The 26,934-nt window shown below is 43.8% G+C and carries 24 protein-coding genes; 15 read left to right on the top strand and 9 right to left on the bottom strand.

What is annotated here, in order from left to right; translation table 11 throughout:
- Positions 1 to 7: 7 nt before the first annotated feature.
- The 3 genes from purD (at position 8) to OCU48_RS00740 (ending at position 2,794) form a co-directional block, all read left to right on the top strand.
- Positions 8 to 1,297, top strand: a complete 1,290-nt coding sequence (gene purD, locus OCU48_RS00750; RefSeq protein WP_141346533.1) for a phosphoribosylamine--glycine ligase — start codon at positions 8 to 10, stop codon at positions 1,295 to 1,297.
- A 186-nt stretch (positions 1,298 to 1,483) separates the two neighbouring features.
- Complete coding sequence (locus OCU48_RS00745; protein ID WP_141346534.1) at positions 1,484 to 2,308, top strand: helix-turn-helix domain-containing protein; 825 nt, start codon at positions 1,484 to 1,486, stop codon at positions 2,306 to 2,308.
- A gap of 126 nt (positions 2,309 to 2,434) precedes the next feature.
- Positions 2,435 to 2,794 carry a helix-turn-helix transcriptional regulator gene (locus OCU48_RS00740; protein WP_141346535.1) on the top strand — a complete coding sequence of 120 codons (360 nt, stop codon included), beginning with the start codon at positions 2,435 to 2,437 and terminating at the stop codon, positions 2,792 to 2,794.
- On the opposite strand, the gene OCU48_RS00735 is transcribed toward OCU48_RS00740, so the two are convergent.
- Positions 2,791 to 3,486: a DUF1481 domain-containing protein gene (locus OCU48_RS00735; RefSeq protein ID WP_141346536.1), complete on the bottom strand. Its 696-nt coding sequence runs from the start codon at positions 3,484 to 3,486 to the stop codon at positions 2,791 to 2,793. The genes OCU48_RS00740 and OCU48_RS00735 overlap by 4 nt on opposite strands.
- Positions 3,487 to 3,526: 40 nt before the next feature.
- Positions 3,527 to 3,799, bottom strand: coding sequence for a nucleoid-associated protein HU-alpha (gene hupA / locus OCU48_RS00730; RefSeq protein ID WP_141346537.1), 273 nt, complete (start codon positions 3,797 to 3,799; stop codon positions 3,527 to 3,529).
- Between the two features lie 256 nt (positions 3,800 to 4,055).
- Between hupA and OCU48_RS00725 the strand changes: the two genes are divergently transcribed.
- On the top strand, positions 4,056 to 5,168 hold the full coding sequence (locus OCU48_RS00725; RefSeq protein WP_141346538.1) for a CNNM domain-containing protein: 1,113 nt from the start codon (positions 4,056 to 4,058) through the stop codon (positions 5,166 to 5,168).
- A 51-nt stretch (positions 5,169 to 5,219) separates the two neighbouring features.
- Here the strand turns inward: OCU48_RS00725 and OCU48_RS00720 are convergent, their stop codons facing one another.
- The gene (locus tag OCU48_RS00720) at positions 5,220 to 5,807 is read right to left on the bottom strand and encodes a YjaG family protein (protein ID WP_141346539.1); all 588 of its coding nucleotides are present in this window, start codon (positions 5,805 to 5,807) and stop codon (positions 5,220 to 5,222) included.
- 79 nt (positions 5,808 to 5,886) lie between these two features.
- Between OCU48_RS00720 and OCU48_RS00715 the strand changes: the two genes are divergently transcribed.
- The gene (locus OCU48_RS00715; protein ID WP_141346540.1) at positions 5,887 to 6,813 is read left to right on the top strand and encodes a D-2-hydroxyacid dehydrogenase; all 927 of its coding nucleotides are present in this window, start codon (positions 5,887 to 5,889) and stop codon (positions 6,811 to 6,813) included.
- A gap of 52 nt (positions 6,814 to 6,865) precedes the next feature.
- On the opposite strand, the gene pyrE is transcribed toward OCU48_RS00715, so the two are convergent.
- Positions 6,866 to 7,507 carry an orotate phosphoribosyltransferase gene (gene pyrE, locus OCU48_RS00710; RefSeq protein WP_141346541.1) on the bottom strand — a complete coding sequence of 214 codons (642 nt, stop codon included), beginning with the start codon at positions 7,505 to 7,507 and terminating at the stop codon, positions 6,866 to 6,868.
- Positions 7,508 to 7,596: 89 nt separating this feature from the next.
- The gene (gene rph / locus OCU48_RS00705) at positions 7,597 to 8,313 is read right to left on the bottom strand and encodes a ribonuclease PH (RefSeq protein ID WP_141346542.1); all 717 of its coding nucleotides are present in this window, start codon (positions 8,311 to 8,313) and stop codon (positions 7,597 to 7,599) included.
- A 188-nt stretch (positions 8,314 to 8,501) separates the two neighbouring features.
- Between rph and OCU48_RS00700 the strand changes: the two genes are divergently transcribed.
- On the top strand, positions 8,502 to 9,368 hold the full coding sequence (locus OCU48_RS00700) for a YicC/YloC family endoribonuclease (protein ID WP_141346543.1): 867 nt from the start codon (positions 8,502 to 8,504) through the stop codon (positions 9,366 to 9,368).
- Positions 9,369 to 9,661: 293 nt separating this feature from the next.
- Here OCU48_RS00700 and OCU48_RS00695 read toward each other — a convergent pair whose 3' ends face one another.
- The gene (locus OCU48_RS00695) at positions 9,662 to 10,096 is read right to left on the bottom strand and encodes a hypothetical protein (RefSeq protein ID WP_141346544.1); all 435 of its coding nucleotides are present in this window, start codon (positions 10,094 to 10,096) and stop codon (positions 9,662 to 9,664) included.
- Positions 10,087 to 16,416 carry an RHS repeat-associated core domain-containing protein gene (locus OCU48_RS00690; RefSeq protein ID WP_141346545.1) on the bottom strand — a complete coding sequence of 2,110 codons (6,330 nt, stop codon included), beginning with the start codon at positions 16,414 to 16,416 and terminating at the stop codon, positions 10,087 to 10,089. Before OCU48_RS00690 ends, OCU48_RS00695 begins: the two co-directional genes overlap by 10 nt.
- 268 nt (positions 16,417 to 16,684) lie before the next feature.
- Between OCU48_RS00690 and gmk the strand changes: the two genes are divergently transcribed.
- From gmk to trmH, 4 genes are read left to right on the top strand one after another with little or no spacing between them, the layout of a single operon-like run.
- Positions 16,685 to 17,308 (top strand): guanylate kinase, encoded by a 624-nt coding sequence (gmk, locus tag OCU48_RS00685; protein ID WP_141346563.1) that lies wholly within the window; start codon positions 16,685 to 16,687, stop codon positions 17,306 to 17,308.
- 59 nt (positions 17,309 to 17,367) lie between these two features.
- Positions 17,368 to 17,640, top strand: a complete 273-nt coding sequence (gene rpoZ / locus OCU48_RS00680; RefSeq protein ID WP_141346546.1) for a DNA-directed RNA polymerase subunit omega — start codon at positions 17,368 to 17,370, stop codon at positions 17,638 to 17,640.
- A gap of 36 nt (positions 17,641 to 17,676) precedes the next feature.
- On the top strand, positions 17,677 to 19,797 hold the full coding sequence (spoT, locus tag OCU48_RS00675; protein ID WP_141346547.1) for a bifunctional GTP diphosphokinase/guanosine-3',5'-bis pyrophosphate 3'-pyrophosphohydrolase: 2,121 nt from the start codon (positions 17,677 to 17,679) through the stop codon (positions 19,795 to 19,797).
- A gap of 2 nt (positions 19,798 to 19,799) precedes the next feature.
- Positions 19,800 to 20,486, top strand: a complete 687-nt coding sequence (gene trmH, locus OCU48_RS00670) for a tRNA (guanosine(18)-2'-O)-methyltransferase TrmH (protein WP_141346548.1) — start codon at positions 19,800 to 19,802, stop codon at positions 20,484 to 20,486.
- Between the two features lie 16 nt (positions 20,487 to 20,502).
- Here the strand turns inward: trmH and radC are convergent, their stop codons facing one another.
- On the bottom strand, positions 20,503 to 21,177 hold the full coding sequence (radC, locus tag OCU48_RS00665; RefSeq protein ID WP_141346564.1) for a RadC family protein: 675 nt from the start codon (positions 21,175 to 21,177) through the stop codon (positions 20,503 to 20,505).
- A 176-nt stretch (positions 21,178 to 21,353) separates the two neighbouring features.
- Between radC and coaBC the strand changes: the two genes are divergently transcribed.
- The 5 genes from coaBC (at position 21,354) to lpxL (OCU48_RS00640) (ending at position 25,756) form a co-directional block, all read left to right on the top strand.
- Positions 21,354 to 22,556, top strand: a complete 1,203-nt coding sequence (coaBC, locus tag OCU48_RS00660) for a bifunctional phosphopantothenoylcysteine decarboxylase/phosphopantothenate--cysteine ligase CoaBC (RefSeq protein ID WP_141346565.1) — start codon at positions 21,354 to 21,356, stop codon at positions 22,554 to 22,556.
- A gap of 10 nt (positions 22,557 to 22,566) precedes the next feature.
- Positions 22,567 to 23,022 (top strand): dUTP diphosphatase, encoded by a 456-nt coding sequence (gene dut / locus OCU48_RS00655; RefSeq protein ID WP_141346549.1) that lies wholly within the window; start codon positions 22,567 to 22,569, stop codon positions 23,020 to 23,022.
- A gap of 53 nt (positions 23,023 to 23,075) precedes the next feature.
- Complete coding sequence (gene slmA, locus OCU48_RS00650) at positions 23,076 to 23,666, top strand: nucleoid occlusion factor SlmA (RefSeq protein WP_141272674.1); 591 nt, start codon at positions 23,076 to 23,078, stop codon at positions 23,664 to 23,666.
- 17 nt (positions 23,667 to 23,683) lie between these two features.
- A complete protein-coding gene (lpxL, locus tag OCU48_RS00645; RefSeq protein WP_141346550.1) occupies positions 23,684 to 24,628 on the top strand; it encodes an LpxL/LpxP family Kdo(2)-lipid IV(A) lauroyl/palmitoleoyl acyltransferase in 945 nt (314 codons plus the stop codon).
- A gap of 180 nt (positions 24,629 to 24,808) precedes the next feature.
- Positions 24,809 to 25,756 (top strand): LpxL/LpxP family Kdo(2)-lipid IV(A) lauroyl/palmitoleoyl acyltransferase, encoded by a 948-nt coding sequence (gene lpxL / locus OCU48_RS00640; RefSeq protein WP_141346551.1) that lies wholly within the window; start codon positions 24,809 to 24,811, stop codon positions 25,754 to 25,756.
- A 56-nt stretch (positions 25,757 to 25,812) separates the two neighbouring features.
- Here lpxL (OCU48_RS00640) and hemE read toward each other — a convergent pair whose 3' ends face one another.
- A complete protein-coding gene (gene hemE, locus OCU48_RS00635; protein WP_141346552.1) occupies positions 25,813 to 26,880 on the bottom strand; it encodes a uroporphyrinogen decarboxylase in 1,068 nt (355 codons plus the stop codon).
- Positions 26,881 to 26,934 lie beyond the last annotated feature (54 nt).

Here is a 26,934-nt window from a genome sequence, read left to right as displayed (position 1 = left end):
ATTAAACATGAACGTATTAATCATCGGTGCTGGCGGTCGTGAGCACGCACTTGGTTGGAAAGCAGCACAAAACCCAAAAGTTAACACTATCTTCGTTGCTCCAGGTAACGCAGGTACGGCTTTAGAGCCAAAGCTAGAAAATGTAAACATCGGCGTAGAAGACATCGACGCTCTTGTTGCGTTTGCAAAAGAAAAAGCAATTGAGCTGACTATCGTAGGCCCAGAAGCACCACTAGTTATTGGTGTTGTAGATGCCTTCCGTGAAGCTGGGCTACCTATCTTTGGTCCAACTCAAGCAGCAGCTCAGCTTGAAGGTTCTAAAGCGTTTACTAAAGACTTTTTAGCTCGTCACGACATCCCAACAGGTTCTTACGCAAACTTTACTGAAATCGAACCAGCGATTGCTTACGTTCGTGAACAAGGCGCACCTATTGTTGTTAAAGCAGACGGCCTTGCAGCAGGTAAAGGCGTTATTGTTGCAATGACCCTTACTGAAGCTGAAGATGCAATCAAAGACATGCTTGCAGGTAACGCATTTGGTGAAGCGGGTAGCCGCGTAGTAATCGAAGAATTCCTAGAGGGTGAAGAAGCAAGCTTCATCGTTATGGTTGACGGCGCTAGCGTGCTGCCTATGGCAACCAGCCAAGATCATAAGCGTGTTGGCGATAAAGATACTGGCCCTAACACTGGTGGTATGGGAGCTTACTCTCCAGCACCGGTAGTGACTCCAGCAATCCACAACCGTATTTTAGAAGAAGTGATCTACCCTACTGTACGTGGCATGGATGCAGAAGGCGCACCTTACACAGGCTTTCTATATGCAGGCCTAATGATTGCCGAAGATGGCACACCTAAGGTTATCGAATACAACTGTCGTTTTGGCGACCCTGAAACTCAGCCTATCATGATGCGTATGGAGTCTGACCTTGTTGAGCTTTGCCTAATGGCAATCGACGAGAAACTAGATGAGGCAGAATCTAAATGGGATCCTCGTGCTTCAATTGGTGTTGTACTAGCAGCCGGTGGTTACCCTGCTGACTACGCTAAAGGCGATGTGATTTCTTTACCATCAATCGATGCTGAAGATCAAAAAATCTTCCATGCAGGTACAGCCAATAATGAAGCAGGCGACGTCGTGACAAACGGCGGTCGTGTACTTTGTGCTACTGCTCTAGGCAACACAGTTTCAGAAGCGCAGCAACAAGCTTACGCACTCGCTAAACAAGTAAGTTGGAACGGCATGTTCCATCGCAACGATATTGGTTATCGTGCGATTGCTCGCGAGCAACAAAAGTAACTACGCTTAAGTCCGCAGTAAAGCCGTAATACCAAAGCCACTTCAGTTTCTGAAGTGGCTTTTTATATTCACACGCTGAATTTATACGTTCCCTATCGCTTTCTCTCTATTTCCACCAAGCCTGTTAAAGTATAATGGTCATACCAGAAACCATAATCCTCACGAATACTTCCCTGTGCATTATCAATGACCATAAACAAGCAAAACTTCCACGAACAACTGAAAGCCCAGAGAATTGCAATTGGCTTATCCCAAGGAGAACTGGCTAATCAGCTTAGTGAAGAACACCGTGTATTTGCTAATGTCACTCAATCGATGATTAGTCTTTGGGAACGAGGAAAGGTTACCCCATCGATATTACGTCGTGTGGGACTTGCGCATTTTTTCTCTGTTAATTACCAATATGCTCAGTCTGAACAGCAACTCATGAAACGCGTAAAGACTTTTGAAAGGCTGTTTGAAAAACAAAGCACATTCTTCGACTACCCAGTTACCAGCGAAGCTGTTGTTAAATATTCTCGACTCACTGACTACCAAAGAGACTGGGTGCACAGTTCGCACTCACATATTCTGCAAGACACTATTAGCCTAGATGAATTAATGAAGTTACTAAATGTTAGCGACCCATGGGTTCGCATTTTTTATCATCAAGGTGCTATTGTTTCAGCCTATGTTTATGAGAAATCAGATAATAAATTAACGATCGTCATCCTATCTGCGATTAATTTATTCATCTGGAAGCATGTACATGAATATATCGCTACCTTGCCTTCAAATATGCTGTTCAGGACACCTATTTACGAAACTAGCTTATCTCTATTGTTCAGAGACCTATATCTAGAGCCAGAGGTCGTCTTTGAAGGTGGTGCTATCTACGAAACATCCATTGGTCACCTCTATCACAACACTTTTGTCAGAAATATGCTCAACAATGATGCCTACGATTTTCGACTTTTAAGATATGAACTCAACAAGAATGAAGAAGCACAGATTCTGAACGAAGCGATTTAAAACCACCTCAATTTCAGTACAAATTAATGCAATATATTTCATATATCTATATATCGCTGAATATCGAATAGCGTACCTTTACTAACTCAATTATCGTGACTCATCATCCAAACAAGGAAAGGGATTATGAGTAAGATTGAAAAAGCCGTGGACTACGTAAATCAACATTTCACAACGGCCCTAACTGCAGAGTCTGTGGCTAAAGCATGTGATTGCTCGGTATTCTATCTACCCAAGCTATTTCGCAATAATTTAGGCATGTCGTACCAACAATATGTAATGTTTAAACGAGTAGAGCGTGCCAAAAACCTGCTTGTAAACAGAAGGCACTACAAAGTAACCATAATTGCTATTGAATCTGGTTTTTTAGATGATACCTACTTTTGTCGCGTATTTAAAAAACAGACAGGTATGACACCGATGGAATATAGAGCTAGGCATCTGAATATACAAAAGCTCCAACCAGTCTCTATCTTAAGTGATTAACTTTGCAGGGACGGTCTCTCAATGCACTCATAATCGCCGTCCTTAAGCATCAGCATTTTATCAACGACAACTTTTTTGGCCTTATACTCGCCAACAAATGCAGCAAAATGGTCTTCATCTATCAATCGTTCAATGACCAGCGATGGCAGTTGGTTTTTAAACTCGATACTCGTAAATGTCTTTCCTTCACAAGTAACAAATACACCTTCTTCCCAATAGCCTTGTATCAGTTCTAAACCTTGTTTTTGTTGGTTTTTCCCGTTGGCTATCAAATCACTTGCCTGTTTCTTAACGTCATCAATTTGCTGTTTACGCATAGGCATAACCTTGCCATTGATACGCAATCGCTGATATACCGCCTCTCCAGTACCACTGAAGCGCAAAGTCATTTGAAAAGGAATTAGATCGCCAGAGTTAGATAGTCTTTCACCTGTACGAGAAATTTCTCGAAGGTTGTCACCATCCCATGTGTAATAGCTTTTGTACCAAGTATTATCTTTGAAGATCACATCATCAGAGCTTGATTCTGGTGAATCAAAACGCTCAGTAAGCCAAAATAAAGATGTTTTCGAATCATCAATTTCGCCACCAGAATACTCACTAATCTGGGCAGATTGACGTAAAGGAGTCGTTGCAGAAGAACAACCCGTTAGAGTTAGTATAACTAATGTAGAAGCAATGAAGTGTTTCATAAAAAAATACGCCGAGCGATGTCACTCGGCGTATTTTACATTAATTAACTGAATCTTTCAGTGCTTTACCAGCAGTAAATGCAGGAACATTTGCAGCTGCAATTTGGATCTCTTCACCAGTCTTAGGGTTACGACCAGTGCGTGCATTACGGTGAGATACTTTAAATGTGCCAAAACCAATTAGTTGAACTTGGTCGCCCTCTTTAAGAGCTTCGGTTACGCCTTCAAGAGTAGCTTCAAGAGCTGCTTTTGCTTGTGCTTTTGATAGGTCCGCTTTTTCAGCAATTGCATCGATTAATTGGGTCTTGTTCATTGGGGTTTCCCTTCTAAAGTGTTTGAAAACAAAGTCACTCTAAATCATAAAGCCCCCATCTGGCAAAGGGTTGCGGGTGTTCTTTGGGTTCAAGCGAACATTTTTTAGCTCATTCTGCAATTCAACTCACAAATTGACCTAATCTGAAGGGGTTGATGCTTGTATTTTCAACACTTTCAACCTAATCAGCAGGCTATCATTTACTGAAAATGACTGTCATAATCCGCTTGTTTCATAAACAATTCACTAGGGTACCATGTTACTTCTAACAATCTATGTCTCCGTTGCTATCGGAGTCTCGTTCATTTGCTCAGTTTTAGAGGCTGTGCTTTTGAGTATTTCACCAAGCTATATTGCTCAGCTGCGACAGCAAGGACACCCTGCTGCCGACAAGCTAAGCAAGCTTAAGTCTGACATCGACCGCCCATTGGCTTCGATTCTGACACTAAATACCATCGCTCACACCATCGGTGCAGCTAGCGCAGGTGCACAGGCGTCTGTGGTATTTGGAAGCCAATGGCTAGGTGTATTTTCTGCAGTGCTTACTCTTGGTATTCTGATTTTGTCAGAGATTGTGCCTAAGACTATTGGTGCGACCTACTGGCGCCAACTGGCACCCGCTTCTGCAGGAGTACTAAATTGGATGGTATGGATGTTACGACCTTTCGTTTGGTTCTCTGAGCAGATAACCAAGCGTCTATCTCGTGGCAATGTAGAGCCTAAGTTACGTGACGAAATTTCAGCGATGGCTATCCTAGCGAAGGATTCTGATGAGTTTGGTGAAGATGAAATTCGAATCCTTAACAACCTGCTGAATTTACCTAATGTGCCTGTCACTAAGGCAATGACACCTCGACCTGTAGTATTTCGCGTTAGTGCCGCGCTCTCTATTAATGAGTTCTTAGCAACACATCACGACACACCGTTCTCACGCCCTCTGGTTTATATAGAGCAAAAAGACAATATCTGTGGCTTTGTACACCGACTGGAGTTATTTAAGCTACAACAGCAAGGCAGAGGTACAGAAGCGCTGGGCAGCATCATGCGCCCTATTCATGTGTTCTTAAACAATAGCGCACTGCCCAAGGTATTCGCTAACATGTTAGCTCAAAGGCTACATATCGCTTTGGTTGTAGATGAGTACGGTACAGTGCAAGGCATCGTAACCCTTGAGGATATTTTTGAGTTCCTACTCGGAACACAAATCGTCGACGAGGCGGATAAAAACGGTGATATGCAAGTGCTCGCTCAAGAGCGTTGGGAGCAATGGACCAAGAAAAAAGGCGTAATCATCAATACAGATGAAGAACCGGATGAAGAAGAAAAAACCGAGGACAAACAGCCACCAGCTGAGTCTAAGGAAAAATAAATAAAAAACGGGAGCCAAGTGGCTCCCATTTTTTATTACTCGATCATCAGCTTATAACTGAACGCCAATGTTGCTGACGCTTTCTTCACGAAGCTCAGCACGCAAATCTTTAATCACGTCGATATCGCGCTCAGTGCATTCACGTAAAGGACGGAAGATAGCCCACTGCACATCCCACTCATCGCACACAGCTTCATTTTCTTTCTGGTTATCGTTGGTGATTTCTTCACTGCCCTGAGCCACTTCAAGATCCGCTACTGTCATCACTGAGTTCTGGCTGATTTTTTGCACCGACTCTGGGAGCAAATCACGATCAAGCAGAGAATGAAGTAATTCAGCTAATCCCATGCAAGCATCAATTGCAGGATAAACCCCATAAAATTCGAACTCTTCTGAATTAGGAACTAGCTCTTCTAGTTTCTCTAGCTGACGCTCAAAGTTTACCTTTGCGCTCTTAACTGTAAGTAACTCCCAAATGCTATCGAGAATATCTCGGTAGATTCGTGCCTCGGCAAATTCCGTTGTCTGACAAAACATGGCATAGTTTGGATACATACGTTCACACAAACTGACCATAAAAGTGATTTGTTGCCAAGGTTCTAGCTTATCAATACGAACCTGAAGAGGATTCTGTAACATAACGACTCACAATTGTGGGAAAACAGCAAAAGTGTACTTGATAACACCCAAATAACAAAGAAACAGGGACGCGCTTTCAATGAAAACTGCCACTCAATACCTTTATGTATTGTCTAAAAACAAGCAAGAGTACTTAGAACTGCTAAAAAAGGCCGACTTACCACAACTTGAGATTACCGAGGATCCTTCTCTGGCAAATATCTTGCTTGCTTCTCCACCGATGGCTTCTGAAGTTATTAACGATTTCCCGAATCTTGAATGGGTGCAATCTATCTATGCCGGTGTCGATGCATTAACTCAGCCTGCGCCGCGTAGTGATTACCAACTCACTAACGTTAAAGGCATCTTCGGGCAGCCAATCAGTGAATATGTATTAAGCTACTCCATTGCACACTTTCGCCATTTTGCTACCTATAAACAACAGCAAACAGATCAAGTGTGGCAACCCTATCCTTACGCTTGCTTGAACGAAAAAACACTCGTAGTCCTAGGTACCGGTTCTATTGGGGCTCATCTTTCCAACGTAGCAAAGGCATTTGGCCTAACCACTGTTGGGGTGAATTCTAGCGGTAAGGCACCTGATAATAGTCAGTTTGATTCTGTCTTTCCGATATCTGAGCTAAACCATGCGTTAAGTTTGGCAGATATCGTTGTATCCATATTACCGAAGACAGCACAGACTAAAGGTGTGCTCAACAAGCAGAGTTTGAGTCATTGCAAGCAGGCGCTATTGTTTAACGTGGGGCGTGGCGATGCCATAGAAACCGAAGGGCTACTCAGTGCTTTGGAAGACGGCTACCTTGAGCACGCGTATTTGGATGTATTTATCAATGAGCCTATCTCACAACAATGTCCGTACTGGCAAAACCCTAATGTAACAGTGACACCACATATTGCGGCGCACAGCTTCCCCAACCAGGTTATCGGGCTATTCAAAGATAACTATCAGCGTTGGTTAGATGAAGAACCGTTGAAGGCTATTGTCGACTTTGACAAGGGCTACTAAAACGCAAAACGCCACCCAAGGGTGGCGTTTTAGGCTCTAATATCAGGATCGATCAGATGCCGTATTGGGCGCGGTAAGCTTTTACAGACTCAAGTTGCTCAGCGTTGCCACCTTTCTCTTCAAGGAACGTTATTAGGTCAGTCAGGCTAACAATCGAAATGATAGAGCAGCCGAAATCACGCTCAACCTCTTGAATAGCAGACAGTTCACCTTTGCCTTTTTCTTGACGGTCAATAGCAACCAAAACACCGGCTAAGTCAGCACCGTTTGCTTGGATAATTTCCATTGACTCACGGATTGCTGTACCCGCAGTGATCACATCGTCCACCAGCATGATACGGCCTTCTAATGGGCTACCTACTAAGTTGCCACCTTCACCGTGATCTTTTGCTTCTTTGCGGTTAAAACAGTATGGCTTATCCGTATCGTGATGATCCGCTAATGCTACTGCTGTCGTTGTTGCGATTGGGATACCCTTGTATGCAGGGCCAAATAGCACATCATAGTCAATATCAGAATCCGCTAGTGCAGCTGCATAGAAACGGCCTAAGCGTGCCAAATCACGACCAGTATTGAACAGGCCAGCGTTAAAGAAGTAAGGGCTAGTACGGCCAGACTTCAGAGTAAACTCACCAAACTTAAGAACCTGTTTCTCAAGTGCAAACTCAATAAATTCACGCTGGTATGCTTTCATTCTTTTCTCTCTTTATTACAAATTAAACATGTGTAAATACGCCCCCTTTCGAGGACAAAAAAATAGCCCCGAAAGGAGCTACTTAAAAACTATTCTGCCAGTGCAGCCTTCTGCACTTCGATGATGTCAGCAATGCCCTTTTGAGCCAGAGCCAATAATTCCATCAATTCTTCATGAGAGAACGGTTCGCCTTCTGCGGTACCCTGAACCTCAATCATTTTGCCTTCTTCAGTCATGACTACGTTCATGTCTGTATCAGCTGCTGAATCTTCAACATACTCTAGGTCACACAGACCTTGACCATTAACGATACCCACTGAAACTGCAGACACGTGGCCCTTCATAGGGTTCGCTTTTAGCTTGCCTTGTGCAACTAACTTTTGGAACGCATCAGCCATAGCAACACTTGCACCAGAGATAGATGCAGTACGAGTTCCGCCATCAGCCTGAATCACATCACAGTCAACCGTCACCATGATTTCGCCCATCGCTTCTAGGTCAACGACAGCGCGAAGACTACGAGCGATAAGACGTTGGATTTCCATAGTACGGCCACCCTGCTTACCACTTGCTGCTTCACGGCGATTACGCGTGTGTGTTGCTCGAGGTAGCATTCCATATTCTGCTGTTACCCAACCTTTACCTTTGCCTTTCAACCAACGCGGAACATTCTCTTCTACAGAGGCGTTGCACAATACCTTGGTATTGCCAAACTCCACCAATACAGAACCTTCTGCATAAGCGGTGTAGTTGCGAGTCATTTTAATAGGACGAACCTGATCTACTGCACGATCGTTTGGACGCATTGGGAGTCACCTAAATAATTGGGTATGGGATTGGGTCGAGATTATATAGGAACATGCGATAGGATGCGACCATGCACGAAGGTGTGCTTTTGTATCAAGAGACTCGGTTTTGTGCGAAGAAGTGCGGTTTTGTGCTAAGATTGCCCGCAATATAGACGCACACCTATGTGATGAATAAAGGTATTTTAATGATTTACAGCATGACCGCTTACGCGCGCAAAGAAGTTAAAGGTGATTGGGGCAACGCAGTATGGGAAATACGCTCTGTTAACCAACGTTACCTAGAAACCTATTTCCGTTTACCAGAACAGTTCCGTGGTCTAGAGCCAATTCTTCGCGAGCGTTTTCGTAAGCGCTTAGCTCGCGGTAAAGTCGAGTGTCACCTGCGCTTTGAAGCAAACCCAAGTGCTAAGGGTGAGCTCACTATCAATGAAGACCTAGCAAAGCAAGTTATCAACGCTGCAAACCAAGTAATGGCAATGACTGGCGAAACTAGCCGCATCAATCCGTTCCAAGTAATGCAGTGGCAAGGTGTTATGGAAACACCGGAGCAAAACATGGACACAGTAAACAAAGACCTACTAGTTGGCTTTGAAGGTGCAATCGCGGACTTCATCGAAGCACGTGCAAGCGAAGGCGAGAACATGAAAGCTCTTATTGACCAGCGCCTAGAAGCAATCACATCTGAAGTGGTTCGCGTTCGTGCTCGCATGCCAGAAATCCTACAATGGCAACGTGACCGCCTACTAAGCAAATTTGAAGAAGCGTCTATCGAGCTAGACTCATCTCGCGTAGAGCAAGAGCTTATTGTATTGGCTCAAAAGTCTGACGTAGCAGAAGAACTAGACCGTCTAGACTCTCACGTAAAAGAAACCACCAGCATAATGAAAAAAGGTGGCGCTGTTGGCCGTCGTCTAGACTTCATGATGCAAGAATTCAACCGTGAGTCAAACACCCTAGCCTCTAAATCAATCAGCACTGACATCACCGCTTCTGGTGTTGAACTAAAAGTTCTGATTGAGCAAATGCGTGAGCAAATCCAGAATATTGAATAGTCGACTTTAAGTCACTCAATATCATTAAGGCCCATTTATGGGCCTTTTTTGCTAAAACTATTAGGTTTAAGAGTCTTTGACTCGAATTCGAAATAGTACACTTGATACCGCAACAAAGAGTAAGCCTTCACCCAAAAGAATAAGTGGCAATTAATTTCTCCGCCTTATCTCCCTCTCTGTAGTGCACCGTACTCATGAAACCACAAATTATAGAATTGCCTAACTACTAAAAAGAGCTGTTACTGTTCTTATAAACTAAGCTTGATTACGAGCTATACGCGATAGCTATTTTGTCAATTATTGTAGCTACTATATCTATCACTGAAGGTAATCATCGTTGGTATCAAGCCAAAAGGTTCGGGGTTTATAGTTACAAACATCAAAGACCATTTATTGTCCATATCTAGGTAAGTTTGTAATCTTAAAAAAGTAACTCCTTTCTCATAGTTAACAGCTAGGAACACAATAGAAACTCGAGGTGTTATTTTTTCAGTCGCCATGGTGTCATAGGATAGTGGCTTTCCATATAGTGTTTCATAACGAATCAAAGCATTCGCTATCGGTGCAGAGTCTCCACTATATGGAGCCCAAAGTTCTGCTGTTTTTTCGGGAGAGTTTGTAAAATGGTACTTTATACTTCCGCTCACTAAATCATCAATAGAGTCATATGCGAAACTAGCAAACGAAACGACAGCAAAGAAAAGAGTGGCACTTAGTTTTAGTAGCATAGTTTGTTCCCGATAAAAGTTCGTTCAAAAGCTTTGTTGAAAGATGAAACTGCACGGTCAATGTAGTTTGTTTCCGTTAAATCAGGGCCTATAAATGTTTCAGAGTAAGATGACGATACATTGACCGGAGAAGACAAACTAGGGCCAACTTTAAAGTTTAGCCCTAAGGTAAAATCGCCATGCGCATCAATGTCAACATTCCCACCAACCGTAGTAACTGGACTTCCTAGACCAACACTCAGGCCTCCATCAATTGAAGTGCCAGCAAGCTCACTAGGATCATCGACGCCGGTAACAAGCTCTGCCGATAGTCCAGTTGTAGCTTCTAACGAAGATATCACCTCAACTTGAACTCTTTGATAAGGGTGCACCTTCACATCTCCATTAACAATTCCTACAGCAAAGCCACTATTACTTGATACTAAAGCTCCAGCCCCAAGAGTAGACTCTTCTGATAAGACTAGTACGGCAAGCCCAAATGGGTCCACCCATAAAAGTGGATTACCACTCACATAACCATAGGCCATTTGTTGGCTAGGATCACGGAGTAGCATATCGGTATTAAGTCGAGTCGTTCCTATGAGTTCATGCTGAATCTCTACAGGAAGATAAGTGTTTTTTAGGCTCCAATAGTCTGGCTGCACAAAGCGATTAGCATGTGGACTGTACCATCGAGCATCAAGATCAATAAGACCTGTACTACTCTCTGTATATTTACCGGTGAACTGATATGGCATGAGCTGAGCTAATTGCTTATTCGCATTTATCCCAGCATTAATTTTCCAGAACGTTTTATCGTTGTGCTTGCGATAAGTCTGCCCAAATGGGCTGTAGCCTAAACGCATTGCCGTTGTTCCAGTCTCATCTAGCACATGTATAGCGCTTCCTATGCGATCATGATGCACATACAAATGGGCAATATCAGAGCCTTTAGTACCGCTGGCTTTTAGCAATGAAGAATCAATGTCATATAGCGTTTGATGAAGCATCACACCATACGGGAGATCGTTTCGAGGCAACAGCGTCAATGAACGAAGTGGGGAGTAATCATTTTCCGTCAAGCTCCACTGTCCTTGCTCCTGCCTACCATCATAGTAACTATACAAAGTGCTGATGTTCTCTTGAGCTTTCTTGTTTGAGTTTTGAGAGGCTTTATAAACTCGCTGAGACTTTATACGTCTTGAACGGACATCGTATCCATAGCTGACAGAACTACCATCTGAGTTAACAACACCAGTCATTCGCCCTAAAGCGTCATGTTCGTAAGCCTGTTGCTCAGCTCCATTACGAACGAGCACCAAATGGCCATTAGCATTGTAATCATATTCAAAGACTTGATTTAAAGAATCCATATCATCATTGTCACAGCTTTCGTCAGCACACAAAAAGCCTGGCAGTCTGTGCCCTTGCATCTCCATCAGTTGATTCGCTGAGTTGTAACGATAGGTAGAGTTGTGTGATTTAGTTTTCTTTTGTAGCAGGTTTCCAGACTCATCCCATTCATATTCGAGATCTTCTTTTCCAGGATAGTCAGCTCGAATTAGTCTATTTACTTGGTCATATTCGAAATAAGCCCATTGGTCATTATCTGTTGACTCTGATTTCCTGTTTTGTGCAATCACATTACCAGCAAGGTCGTAACGGTACTCAAATACTTCAAGACTATTCCATGCCCCTCTCCAGCGATTGCCTTTAAAGTCTTCCTGCTCGATGCTGATATCCGTGACTCTACCAAGTGCATCGTAAGCTATTGTTCGTCGACTGTGGTTAGGGTAATCAATCTGTACTAGCTGTCCCTTCTGGTCATAGGCGAGATTGAATACTCTAATGCCTTCATTACTGTCTCTCTCAATCTTGATAACCCGACCCTCAGCATCATGTTGGTAGCTTACGCCCTCAATGCTAGTGGATTGACTGTAGGTACGCTTGCCTACTGGGCTATATTCATATTGAAAGCTTTGTCCTATTTGGTGATTATCTACCTGTATTAATTGGCTAGCCGCATTATAGTTGTAATGCTCCACTAACTCAGGGCTATTAATACTCGCTAAGCGCCCCTGTCCGTCGTAGCTCAACTTTTCACTAACCCAACTACTTTGATAGCGGTACTGGCGCTCTGTCATATTGCCACGCAGATCATAGTGGAACTGAATGTCTGTATTGTGATCAGGTTGATACACATGACTCACTTGTCCAGCTAGGTCATAGTCATAATGCCATTGATCACCCAACTCATTACTAAATGAGTTCAATCTGGCTAACTCATCATAAGAAAATGACTGGCTTGCCCCATTTGGTAATGTCACACGAGTTAGCTTATTGGCTGCATTAAATTGATACTTTGTGACTACCCCATCAGGCTGCTCTATTTGCACAAGATTTCCAAAATCATCATAGTGATATTCAGTGATCAGAGATAGCTGATTAGTATATGTCTGGATTTGGTTTTGATAGTTATATGTCCAGCCTTCACTCCCTCCAACAGCATCGACCTCTAGTGATAGCCTGCTTAATTTATCGTATTGAAATTGAGTAGTATTTCCGAGAGCGTCGGTTCTCGCAATTAGTTGGTCAAAGGCATCGAAGCTCTGGCTAGTTTCTTCACCAAGGCGATTGCGGATAAGAACAGGGCGCCCTGCTGAATCAAGCTGATAGTGTGTCGTGTTGCCTACTGCATCCGTTGAACCTACAACTCTACCCAAACTATCTAATGTATTTGACTGGCGATGCCCAAGAGGATTGATAGTGGCAAGTAGTCTTCCCATTGAATCATATTGATACTGCGTAGCAGCTCCATTACTGTTTTCTGGTTCAACAATGTACGACACTTGATTATCAGCGTTATAGCCATACTCCCATCTAAATCCATCTCGGTCTGTAAAGGCAACAATGTTGTCATTTGCATCATATTGCCAGAACTCTACGTAGCCAAGCGGGTTCGATGCGGAAATCTTTCGACCGGCCAAGTCATATGAAAAGCGATGTGAGCTACCATCAGGTAATATAAGTTCCGTCACCTGCCCAAATTCGTTGTAACGGTAGGTATTAACTACCCCTAAGCGATAATAAGGAAGCTGCTCCGTTATAACTCGGCCATTTCCATCATAGGTATAATAACTTTCTCGCGATTCACCCTCACTGGTTGTTACAATCTCCGAGATCAGATTCCCTGCAAGGTTATATCCTCGAGATATATGCACCTCGTTGGGCGCAATAATTGAGGCCACTAACCCTTGTTGATTGTATTTGAATAGCCACTCTTGCCCTGCAGCATCTCTATATTCTAGTAAGCGGCCTAATAAATCAAAAGTTCTAATGCTAACTCGACTATTTCCTTGCACCATCACAGCATGGCGACTATCAGACTCTACTTGAGTTACAATCAGTTGACTTGGCTGCTGCTCAAACCGCCACTGCGTTACCAATCCAGACTTGTTAATATAAAGAACTTTGCGCCCCAGCAGATCATATGCAAATTCTTCAATCCCACCCTCAGAATCTGTCGCTCTTTCGACTTGCCCAAATGCGTTATATTCACTTTCGTGTACGCCACCAGCGGCATCGCTTTGTCTTACTGGTAGGCCTCGCCAATTCAAGTCGCTTTGTATACGCATCTGCCCACTGTTGGGAATCGATACAGATACAACCTGCCCTAGCGAGTTAACCTGAAATTGAACACGATTATGGTTGCCGTCTTGGGCTTCAACGATATGACCTAATTCGTTTCGCATAGTTTGAATGGAATATGAACTGCGTTCATTGTCGTAAATAGCGTGTAAACGACCGGCATTATCGTAGAAATGTTCTGTCACGTTACCTAAAGGATTAGAGGTGGATTGTATTTTCCCATCGGCGTAATAACTCCAATGAGAAGAATGGTTGGTGCTGTCTGTTTCTGTAATTTTGCGACCGGCTAAATCATAGGTGAACGCCTTAGTTATCTCTGTCCCTTCCAAAGACGAGTTAATAAGTCGATTACGATTATCGTATTGGTAATGCCAAGTTGCGCCATGAGGTTCAACTACCTTGACCAGGTTATTTTCTGCATCATGACTATAGCGGGTAACATATTCAGTGTTACCGTCTTCACTTAGAATGACGACACGCCTACTCTCTAACTGCTTACGTGGGGTATAAGTAAAGTAGGTTTTTGCTCCAGAAAAGCCTTGTTCAAAGGTGATGAGGCCATTGCTGTCATATCGCTTAAACGCTTCCCTTCCCATAGGGTCAATAATACGAGTTGGTGAGTTTACGCTTCGCCCATCCTCACTTTGGTAATCATAACGAGTTGTTCGCCACATTGACTCTGGCGTTGACAATGAGCCCTCAGAGGTCCAAAGCAGTCGCCCTACTCTGTCGAATTTCTGATGACGAATAATAGATTGTTCAGGTAACGTATTAGGTCCGAAGCGTTCTATCAGAATTGGATAACCAAGTTCATCATAATTAAAGAGAGTATGATTTCCCTGTTGATCGACACGTTTGATAAGTAGGTTGTTGAGCCACTCTTCTTCAATCATTGAGGCATCGGCAAGGATTTTCGTTTCTAGTCGCCCGTTCTGATCATAATTGAAGTATGTAGTCTCGCCCGAATTGTTCGTTTCTGTTAGTACTCTCCCTTGTTCATCTCGCATATAATCCGTTCTTCGACCCATGGCATCTGTACGTGATAGCAAGCGACCAAAGTCGTCATAGCTGTAAACAAGCGCATCCCCTAACTCATTATATTCAGCGATTAAATTCCCATAGTTATCGTACAGATAACTGAGTTCACTGCCATCGCTCTCGAATACCTTTGAAGTGATTTGATTATGCGCGTTGTACTGATAGCGAGTTCGTGTTCCATTACGGTTAATCACCGTTGTAATACGATTCGAGAAATCATACTCATAGGAAAAGGCATTTCCACTCGGGTCGATTTGGGTATCGACAACCGTTTTTCCATTCTGCTTCCGGTAGATGTAATGGGCGCTATTTCCCTCGCCGTCAGATTTTAACGTCAATGCGAGAGGATTAGCTTGATAGTCATATTGATAACTATGTTGCTCTCCATTGAATTGCACTACATCGGTCAACATCCCTCGTTGGTACGAATAGCGAGTGGTTCTCCCCTCTTGATCGACTATCTCGGAGAGTCGGCCATCGGCATAAACAAACTGGAGCGTACGTCCCAACTCATCAGATAGCGATATAGGTTTCTGCTTGTTATCTCTTTCAATATCGACTCGTCGACCATCATTTCCCTTAACCACAACCAGAAAACCATGAACATTGTATTGGTAGCGTGTTCCTTGTAAGTTGGTAACAGTAACCTCTCCCTCATCACTAATATCTAGGCGTGCGCTATGGCCAGAATGAGCTTTAGTAGTAGAGCTATCCACATCATACGAAAATAACTTGCGTGCTCCTTGAGGCGTTACCCACTTTATTGTATGTAGACCTATTTCATATTCAGCAGGAAAGTGGGGGTCAGTCGAATAGTGATTTCTCTTCCGGTAGGCTTCAGATTGATCGTTGTGACGAATTAGCGTTTCCAGTGTCGTTTGAGCTCTATCTCTCTTCTCAAGGTAGGTATTTTGCAACAAGATTAACTCAACTATTGCTTCCGATAGTTTCAATTGAACACTGGTTTCGTTGTAAGCAATTCGGTCAACAAATGATGATTCTATGCTCGTAATGCTGGTTTCAATATTATCGATAACCTGTTGATACTGATTAACCACAGCTTGGTTTTCTTCAATAACAAAGTCTGCATCGATATCTACGCCCCATAAAATCCGGCTATCTAAGGCGCTATGCCATCCAGCCCCTAGCGACCATGCAGAACCTTGGTTAAGCCTATGTTGTCTAGTGAGAGGGAATAGCGGATGTTCATAATCTTGTTCACGGGTTATCTTACAACCGGAATACAATTCCACAGGGCAGCCACTATCATCCCCCTCAAGTCCTTGCTCGCTGTTTTGCTGCTGCTGTTGCTCACTTTCCGCTTGAATAGTCGCGGTTTGAGTCTCCGTTTCCGTTGCGTTTAGATCGACCTCTAGTCCTGCACTGGAAGCAGCTTCCATAGCCTGTGCAGAAATACCGGCAACTTCAGCTTGAATTGCATCAACGTCCTCTTTGACTGGATCCGACTCTAAACCAGAGTCTTCATTATCCTTGTCGTTATCATCATTTTCATCATTGTCTGGAAGGTTGGGTTCTCGACCACCATCGCAGGAGAGCGCCCCCTGACACTCACTTAATAGAGAGATTTCAGATGCATTTACTCTACTTATCGCAGCAATTAACAACACCAACACCAGGCTAAACAGTTTCTTCATACTCAATCCAAGACGCTAAAGCGGTTTGCTTGTTAGTGTATGAATCACGAGATATTTGCAGGTTTGATTCGTTTGGAGCTAGGTTCCAGATTCTCTCAGTGATCGGCACATAACCTTACAGACCATCGTTCTGAATATTATTCGCAGTTGAGATCTGGTGTTTTTCCGTGCTATCCTTCGCAACCATTTTCCTAGGGTTATCGAGATGTTAACTCTAGTGCTATCTTTATTGATGCTTATTCAATATCACTATTTCGGAGCTCTACGAATGGGAAAAGGCACCCTATATATCGTTTCTGCACCTAGCGGAGCAGGCAAATCTAGCCTGATATCAGCTATGCTGGAAAAAAACCCGGTGTACGCAATGAAGGTTTCTGTTTCTCACACTACACGCGGATCTCGCCCTGGTGAGGAAGATGGTGTTCACTATCATTTTGTTGAACGCAATGAATTTGAAGCATTGATAGAGCAAGGTATCTTTTTAGAGCACGCTGAAGTATTTGGTAACTACTACGGTACGTCTCGTGTTTGGATTGAAGAGAACCTAGATAGAGGCATTGATGTATTCTTGGATATTGACTGGCAGGGCGCTCGTCAAATCCGTGAACAAATGCCACACGCGAAAAGCGTTTTTATTCTTCCTCCTTCCAATGGAGAGCTTGAGCGTCGCCTAAATGTGCGCGGTCAAGATAGTTCAGAAATTATCGCTAAGCGAATGAGTGAGGCGAAATCAGAAATGTCACACTATGATGAATATGACTACATCATAGTTAATGACGATTTCGATGCTGCTTTGATGGATTTTAGAGCCATTCTGCGTGCAGAACGTCTTAAACAAGACAAACAAACAGCAAAATACAGTGGAATGCTATCAGCTTTACTAGCAGAGTAATCTAGAAAGCTGTATAATTTCCCGTCATTTAAAATAGTAATTTAGTAATTGGAGTCCTCATGGCACGCGTAACTGTACAAGATGCTGTTGAAAAAGTTGGTAACCGTTTCGACCTTGTTCTAATTTCTGCTCGTCGCGCACGTCAAATGCAAACTGGCGGTAAAGATGCACTTGTGCCAGAAGAGAACGATAAGCATACAGTAATCGCTCTTCGTGAAATCGAAGAAGGTTTGATTACTAAGGAAATCTTGGACGCTAAAGATCGTCAAGAACAACAAGAGCAGGAAGCAGCAGAATTAGCAGCAGTAAGCAGCATCGCTCACACTCGCTAATCTGCACAACACCTCGTAACCTTTCGGGCCCGTAATTTGTATCTATTTGATAGCCTTAAAGATGTTGCCAAAGAATATTTAACAGAGCCTCAAGTTGAGGCTCTACGTCATTCTTATTCGGTAGCAAAAGAAGCACACGAAGGGCAAACGCGCTCTAGTGGCGAACCTTACATTATCCATCCTGTGGCCGTTGCAAGAATCCTTGCAGAAATGCGCCTCGATCTAGAAACCCTCCAAGCAGCGCTTCTTCATGATGTTATTGAAGATACCGAAGTCACCAAAGAAGAACTTGAAAATCTATTTGGTACAGCGGTAGCCGAACTCGTTGATGGTGTTTCGAAACTCGACAAGTTGAAATTCCGAGACCGTAAAGAAGCTCAAGCGGAAAACTTCCGTAAGATGGTTCTGGCTATGGTTCAGGATATCCGCGTTATCTTGATTAAGCTATCTGACCGCACGCACAATATGCGTACGCTAGGTGCACTTCGTCCAGATAAGCGTCGCCGCATTGCTCGTGAAACCCTTGAAATCTACTCGCCATTGGCTCATAGATTGGGTATCCACAATATTAAGACTGAGCTTGAAGAACTCGGCTTTGAGGCTCTCTATCCCAACCGTTATCGCGTCTTAAAGGAAGTGGTGAAAACCGCTCGTGGTAACCGAAAGGAAATGATCCAACGCATTCACTCTGAAATAGAGGGACGCTTGGAAGAGTGTGGTATCCACTTTAAGGTTTTAGGTCGCGAGAAGAATCTTTACTCTATCTATAACAAGATGAAGACCAAGGAACAGCGCTTCCATACCATTATGGATATCTACGCGTTCCGAGTGATTGTTGATGATGCCGATACCTGTTATCGCGTTCTTGGCCAAGCACATAGCTTGTACAAGCCTCGCCCTGGTAGAATGAAAGACTACATTGCGGTACCAAAAGCGAACGGCTACCAATCACTACACACCTCAATGGTAGGTCCTCATGGTGTTCCTGTTGAAGTACAGATTCGTACTGAAGACATGGACCAAATGGCAGATAAGGGTGTTGCTGCTCACTGGTCATACAAAAATAATGGCCAGCGCACAGGTACCACAGCTCAGATTAAAGCTCAGCGCTGGATGCAAAGCCTACTTGAGCTTCAACAAAGTGCCGGTAACTCTTTCGAATTCATTGAGAACGTTAAGTCTGATCTGTTCCCAGATGAAATCTACGTATTTACACCAAAAGGTCGCATTGTAGAACTGCCCGTAGGTGCGACGGCGGTAGATTTTGCTTATGCGGTACATACCGACGTAGGTAACACCTGTGTAGGTACGCGTGTCGATAGAAATCCATACCCTCTAAGTAAATCACTGAAGAACGGTCAAACGATCGAAATCATCAGTGCTCCGGGAGCAAGACCTAACGCGGCTTGGCTTAACTATGTAGTAACTTCTCGCGCTCGCACTAAGATCCGTCAGGTTCTTAAAACTATGCGCCGTGAAGAATCAATTGCTCTAGGCCGTCGCCTGTTAAATCACGCCTTAGGCCGCCACTCTATCGATACTATCTACCCAGAGAATATCGCGCAGGTTCTTAGTGACCTAAAACTAGAGTCTGTAGACGATATGCTAGCGGCTATCGGTCTAGGCGAACTGATGAGTATCATCATTGCCCGTAGACTGTTAGGTGATGCAGATTTACTTACCGAAACCAGTTCTGTAGAACCACGTTCTGATAAGAAGCTTTCTATCAAGGGCGCAGACGGTATTCTTCTGACATATGCCAACTGTTGTCATCCTATTCCTGGTGACCATATTTTGGCACACGTATCTCCGGGTAGAGGCTTAGTGATCCATAGGGAGACTTGTCCGAATATCCGTGGTTATCAGAAAGAACCTGATAAATACATGGCGGTTGAATGGTCTGAGAATCATGAACAAGAGTTCATTACCGAGCTACAGATCGATATGCAAAACAGCCAAGGTGCACTTGCCGAGTTAACCAATGTTATCTCTCGCACAGGGTCAAATATTCACGGTATTTCTACTGAAGAAAAAGATGGCCGTTTATACACAGTGACCGTTGCCTTAACGACTAAAGACAGGATTCACCTTGCTGACATCATGAAAAAGATTCGCGTGATGCCACATGCGCTTAAAGTTCGTCGTCGTCGTAGGTAACAATGAGTCCAGAACGTTATCAAAAAATTGTTGCCGTTCTTAAGGCTCGACAGCCGGATTTAACCCTCTGCCTAGAGGAAGTGCACAAACCCAATAACGTATCTGCAGTGATAAGATCTGCAGATGCGGTTGGGTTACACAAGATACATGCTGTTTGGCCCAACGAAAAAATGCGCACCTTGAGTCACACTTCCGCTGGCGCTCGTAATTGGGTCGAAGTCGAGACTCACAACACCATAGAGCAAGCTTACCAAGCACTCAAAGCCCAAGGTATGCAAATTCTAGTGACCAACCTGTCAGACACTGCTGTCGATTTCCGTGAGGTAGATTACACCAAGCCTACTGCTATTGTGCTCGGTGGTGAAAAAGACGGGACCAGTAAAATGGCTGTAGAGATGGCAGACCAAGACATCATTGTTCCTATGGTAGGAATGGTACAATCCTTGAATGTATCAGTGGCGAGCGCCTTGATCTTGTTCGAGGCACAGCGTCAGCGCCAAAACCAAGATATGTACAACAATCCAACCAAGCAACTCTCCGATCGTATTATTCATAAGACACTGTTTGAACGTGGTCATCCCGTTCTAGCCAAGGTCGCAAAAAGGAAAGGTTTGCCTTATCCAGAGCTTGATGATGCAGGACAAATTGTCGCTGACTCAAATTGGTGGGCAGAGATGCAGCGTCGCTAACTATTGTCTAGCTTTGCTACATCCAACCTCTCTCAGCAAAAGACACTACTTCACCATCCCCTACAACAAAATGATCCAGTATTCGAATATCCACCAGCGCAAGTGCATCGATTAAGCGACGTGTTATGCGCTTATCTGCCTGACTTGGCTCAGCAACACCCGACGGATGATTATGTGCAAGAATCAAGGCACAAGCATTGTGCTGCAGTGAGCGTTTAACCACCTCTCTAGGGTAAACGTTCGCCGCATCTATGGTGCCTTCAAATAGGCTTTCATGGTTGATGACTCGATGCTGATTATCGAGAAATAGTACATAAAATACTTCACGTTGTTTATCTCGCAGTAAACTCAGCAAAAACAGTTTAGTCTGCTGTGGACTAGTCAATGCGTCACCTTTTTCTAGAGTCTCTGCAAGATAGCGCTGTGTCATTTCAATAAAGGCCTGCAATTGAACATACTTGGCTTGCCCTAATCCTTTGTGCTGACAAAACTTATCTTGTGGTGCGGTTAATATGTGCCGCAATGAACCAAAGGACTTTAACAGGTGATCAGCAAGTTCTAAGACATTCATGCCCGGACATCCGGTGCGCAAGAAAATAGCTAGCAATTCAGCATCCGTTAACGAACTCGGACCATGGTTGATTAGCTTTTCTCGAGGAAGCGATTCTTTAGGCAGTGCTTTTAATGTCATCTCATCCCCTTGCTGATCATGGTTAGCGTTAAAGTATTGATGCAAAATCACCATACCGAGAGTAAGACAGAGCAGAAATTGCATCTAAATCGCAAGCAATCAGTCGACTTGTCAAACTCTAATTCCAGCCCAATATATGGTATGGTTACCTTATTAATTTAATTGAGAAAATGAGCATGCAACCTCTTGAAGGGAAAAAAATAGTTCTCGGTATCAGCGGTGGTATCGCAGCCTACAAATGTGCTGAATTGACTCGACGCTTGTCTGAACGAGGCGCTCAAGTCAAAGTTGTCATGACCAAAGCAGCCAAAGAATTTATCACACCATTGACCATGCAAGCTGTCTCCGGACAACCTGTCTCTGAAAGCTTATTAGACCCAGCAGCAGAAGCGTCTATGGGGCATATCGAAATTGCAAAATGGGCTGACTTAGTACTACTTGCTCCTGCAACCGCAGACCTTATCGCACGTATGGCAGCGGGCATGGGTAATGACCTACTGACAACTGTGGTGCTAGCCACCGATGCACCGGTGGCAGTTGCTCCCGCGATGAATCAGCAGATGTACAAAAATGTTGCTACTCAAGAGAATATCGCCACGCTACAACGTCGTGGAATGACCATCTGGGGTCCTGCTTCTGGTGAACAAGCCTGTGGCGATATTGGTGCTGGTCGAATGTTAGAGCCAATGCAGTTAGTTGAGCGATGCATTGCACAATGCCAGCCTAAACTATTGCAAGGAAAGAAGATTGTAATTACCGCAGGCCCTACTCAAGAGGCCATTGATCCTGTGCGATTTATCTCCAATCATAGCTCAGGAAAGATGGGTTATGCATTGGCAGAACAAGCAGCCAAACTAGGTGCGGAGGTTACGCTCATCAGTGGTCCGGTAAACCTAGCAACACCCATTAACGTAACGCGTATCAATGTATCGAGCGCAGAACAAATGCATCAAGCTGCTATGGAGAAAGCACCTCTAAGCGATGTGTTTATTGGTTGTGCTGCAGTAGCGGATTATCGACCAACTGAAGTCGCCGACCAGAAGATGAAAAAAGTCGATGGTAGCGATGAGATTGTGGTTCGTATGGTGAAAAACCCCGATATTATTGCAGGTGTTGCTAACCTTACACAACGCAGACCATTTACCGTAGGATTTGCTGCTGAGACTCAAGATGTTGAGAAATATGCACTGGATAAACTATCGAGAAAAAAACTCGACCTCATTTGTGCGAATGATGTTTCTCAAGCGGGTATCGGCTTCAACTCAAACGACAATGCGTTAAATTTATATTGGCCAAACGGTCACAAGAATTTCCCTCTAGCAAGCAAACAAGCATTAGCCCAAAGCGTACTAGAGCAGATTAACGAACTTACTCAATAAGCATCAAGTAATGAAAAAAATCGACTTAAAGATCCTAGACTCTCGTATTGGTAAGCAATTCCCATTACCTAAATACGCTACTGAAGGCTCAGCAGGGCTAGACCTTCGTGCTTGCCTAGATGAAGCGTTAATTGTCACCCCAGGCCAAACGCACCTGGTGCCTACCGGGCTTGCAATCCATATTGGTGATCCGGGCCTAGCTGCAACCATTCTGCCTCGTTCAGGCCTTGGCCATAAGCACGGCATTGTATTGGGTAATCTGGTTGGTCTAATTGATTCAGACTACCAAGGTCAGTTAATGGTCTCTGTCTGGAACCGAGGACAAGATACCTTCACCATTGAACCTGGAGATCGCATCGCTCAATTAGTTTTTGTTCCTGTGGTGCAAGCCGAGTTTAACTTGGTGGAAGACTTTGACCTCTCAGATAGGGGTGAAGGAGGCTTTGGCCACTCTGGTAAAAACTAACGCTCGAACATAATTACTACAGTCAAAGAATAAACAGAAAAAGGACGTGATTAATGACAGGCAAACGTAGTTCAAATCGTCGCGACGAGATTTTGCAAGCACTTGCTTTGATGTTGGAATCCAGCGATGGTACTTCCAGAATTACTACGGCTAAATTAGCGCAACAAGTGGGCGTATCGGAAGCTGCTCTCTATCGACACTTCCCAAGTAAAGCTCGCATGTTTGAAGGGTTAATCGAGTTTATAGAACAATCGGTTTTAGCTCGTATCAACCAGATCATGGACCAAGAAAAGGACACCATGAATCGATTGCATGAAGTGCTGCGATTCATTCTTCTTTTTGCCGAGCATAACAAAGGGCTCTCTCGCATTCTTTCTGGTCATGCGCTAATGTTTGAAAATGAAAGACTTAGAGAACGCATCAACCAGCTTTTTGGGAAAATAGAAAGCCAACTTAAGCAAATTCTAAGAGAAAGAATGCTACGTGAAGGCAAAGGTTTTGCTGTCGATGAGAAAGTGTTGGCTGCTATCGTGCTGAGTTACGTAGAGGGTCGCTTAAATCGCTTCGTGCGCAGTGACTTCGAAATTAAACCATCCGCTGATTTTGACGAGTATTGGACACTGTTAAGTCAGCAATTAGCTTAATATCCTGGAAGAGGATCATGAATAAATACGCTCCGCCTCAGTTTTCATTCAAATTGCTTCACCCTAAATACTGGAGTGTTTGGATTAGTTTTGGTGCTCTTGCACTGCTTGTTAATCTACTTCCCTATGTCGTGCTTTTTAAATTGGGCCGTGCATTTGGTAAATACTCAAGTAAGCTGGCAAAAAGCCGAGTTAAGGTTGCAAGGCGTAATATTGAACTCGCCTTCCCTGAAAAAACGGCTGAAGATGTTGAGCGTATTGTAGAAGAGAATGTAAAGAATACAGGACTTGCCTTTATTGAAATGGGCATAACCTGGTTCTGGCCAACTTGGCGACTCAAACGTCGCATACGTACGGTTCACCTGCAGCAAGCGATTGACTTTGAAAATGAGGGGCGTGGCGTATTGCTGTGTCACCCTCACACTTTAAACTTAGAAATCAGCGCTCGCGCCTTCGCAGTCTTAGGCTATCCAGGCAGTGGCGTATACCGTCCTAACAACAACCCTGCCTATGACTTTATTCAATATTGGGGAAGAACTCACAACGGCAACACCTTGGTCGACCGTAAGAATGTAAAAGAGATGATTCGTGTACTAAAGCGTGGCGAACGTCTATTTTACTTAGGCGATCATGACTATGGTCGAAATAAGTCTGTATTCGTCCCCTTCTTTGCTGTACAAGAAGCCTGTACCACCACTGGGGCCAATATGCTATTTAGTCTAACTAATTGCGCCATGATCCCTGTAACGGGCTTTAGAGATGAAAAGGGACACTATGAATTGAACCTTGCAGATTCAATTCATGAGAATTTTCCAAAAAAAGATCTTGAAGCAGGTGCTACATTGATGAACCAAGCTTACGAGCAAGTCATCTTGCGTCAAGTTGATCAATGGATGTGGGTACATAAGCGCTATAAGACAATGAAAGATGAAAGCCTCCCCAAGGGGTATCGATACAAGTAGTAATACAAGCTTAATTTACTAATCGCGTTCAAGGGTACTAACTTGATCTGCACAATTACTAGGGCCTTAAGCTTCACTACCAGTGATGATTCACACTACTCCATTTCGAATTTATGCTTAATTCCATGGCTTATTGAATCTTATATTTAGTGACTAACTAATCAGCTTTACAAGGAATTTATGAGTAAATACGACGGACCCACCTTCAGCATCATGCTTTTGCACCCTAAATACTGGGGGGTCTGGTTTGGTTTTGGACTTTTAGCTTTACTGGTTAATGTTCTTCCTTTTCGCGCCCAATTATTATTAGGTCGAAGCCTGGGAAGAATGGCGATGCCGTTCGCAAAGAGCCGAGTGAAGGTTGCCCATAGAAACCTAGAGCTTGCTTTCCCTACAATGCCTCAGAATGAGATCCAGCGTACTGTAATCGAAAACTTTAAGAACACTGGTTTCGCTCTTTTTGAAACTGGTATCACTTGGTTTTGGCCAACGTGGAGATTAAAACGTCATCTAAAGGTACATAACCCAGAGCCAATTAAAGCTTTCGCAGCACAAAAAAGAGGAGTGTTAGTTTGTCACCCTCATGCTCTCAACCTTGAAGTAAGCGCACGAGCTTTTGCCATACTGGGATACCCTGGACATGGTGTCTACCGTCCGCATTCCAATCCTGCATACGATTTTATTCAGTACTGGGGACGCACACACAACGGCAATAAAGTTATCGACCGTAAAAACCTCAAAGAGATGATCCGTACTCTGAAGAGTGGTGAGCGCCTTTTCTATTTAGGGGATCACGATTACGGCCCGAATAAATCCGTATTTGTACCCTTCTTTGCCATTGAAGATGCCTGCACAGTAACCGGAGCCAACATCCTGGTGAAAATGACTGACTGCGCCATTATTCCAATGACGGGCTTTCGTGACACTGATGGGAAATGGGAGTTGTACTTCGATGACCCGATTCACGAGAACTTCCCGAAAGACGATCTCGAAGCAGGTGCAACCTATATGAACCGAGCTATAGAAAAAGCCATTCTTAGGAAACTTGACCAGTGGATGTGGCTGCATAAGCGCTATAAAACGATGAAAGACAAAAATATGCCTAAAGGCTGTCGCTATCAAAACTAAACGCCACCAGCCATAAAGATAAAAGCCCCTCACTTTACAGTAGAGGGGCTTTTTATTTATTTGTGGTATGGCTTAGATAGCTCATGTACCGCTTCAACAAACACACCTGCATTTTCAGGTGGTACGTCTAAGTGAATACCATGACCCAAGTTAAACACATGGCCTGTACCTCCTTCACCAAAGCCGTCAAGAATTGTTCCAACTTCTTGGCGAATACGCTCTGGTTGTGCGTAAAGCATTGATGGATCCATATTGCCTTGTAGAGCAACCTTGTCACCAATACGCTTCTTTGCATCGGCAATATTGATAGTCCAGTCAAGACCAACAGCATCACAGCCAGTTGCTGCAATCGATTCCAACCACATACCACCATTCTTAGTGAATAGGGTCACTGGTACACGGCGACCTTCGTTTTCACGAATCAATCCGTCCACAATTTTGTGCATGTAACGCAATGAGAATTCATTGTAATCTCGAGGGGTTAACACTCCACCCCACGTATCGAAGACCATCACAGACTGCGCTCCAGCCTTGATTTGAGCATTCAAATACTCAATTACACTATCCGCTAACTTATCTAGTAGCAGATGCAATGTCGCAGGCTCTGCATACATCATCTTTTTTATCTTAGTGAAGGCTTTAGAGCTTCCACCCTCGACCATGTAAGTAGCCAATGTCCAAGGACTTCCAGAAAAACCTATCAGAGGCACTTCACCTTGTAGATCTTTACGAATCTGTCGAACCGCATTCATTACGTATTGCAGTTCACCTTCAGGATCAGGCAGGCCAATCTTATCAACATCAGCTTTACAGGTAATCGGACGCTCAAACTTAGGTCCTTCACCTGTTTCAAAATACAAACCTAGCCCCATTGCATCAGGGATAGTTAGAATATCAGAGAACAGAATCGCCGCATCCAGAGGAAAACGACGTAGTGGTTGCAGAGTCACTTCAGAAGCTAGCTCGGCATTTTTACACAGGGACATGAAGTCGCCAGCAACAGACCTTGTTGCACGGTATTCTGGCAGGTAGCGACCTGCTTGACGCATCATCCATACAGGCGTGTAATCAACGGGTTGCTTTAATAAAGCACGCAGGTAACGATCATTTTTTAATTCAGTCATTTTCTAGGTCTTAGTCCCTTACTACGAAAGCGTTATCTTAACACTTTTTACTTA

The organism is Vibrio inusitatus, from assembly GCA_024346935.1.
Taxonomy (GTDB): domain Bacteria; phylum Pseudomonadota; class Gammaproteobacteria; order Enterobacterales; family Vibrionaceae; genus Vibrio; species Vibrio inusitatus.
This window is presented reverse-complemented; position numbering and strand designations above follow the sequence as displayed.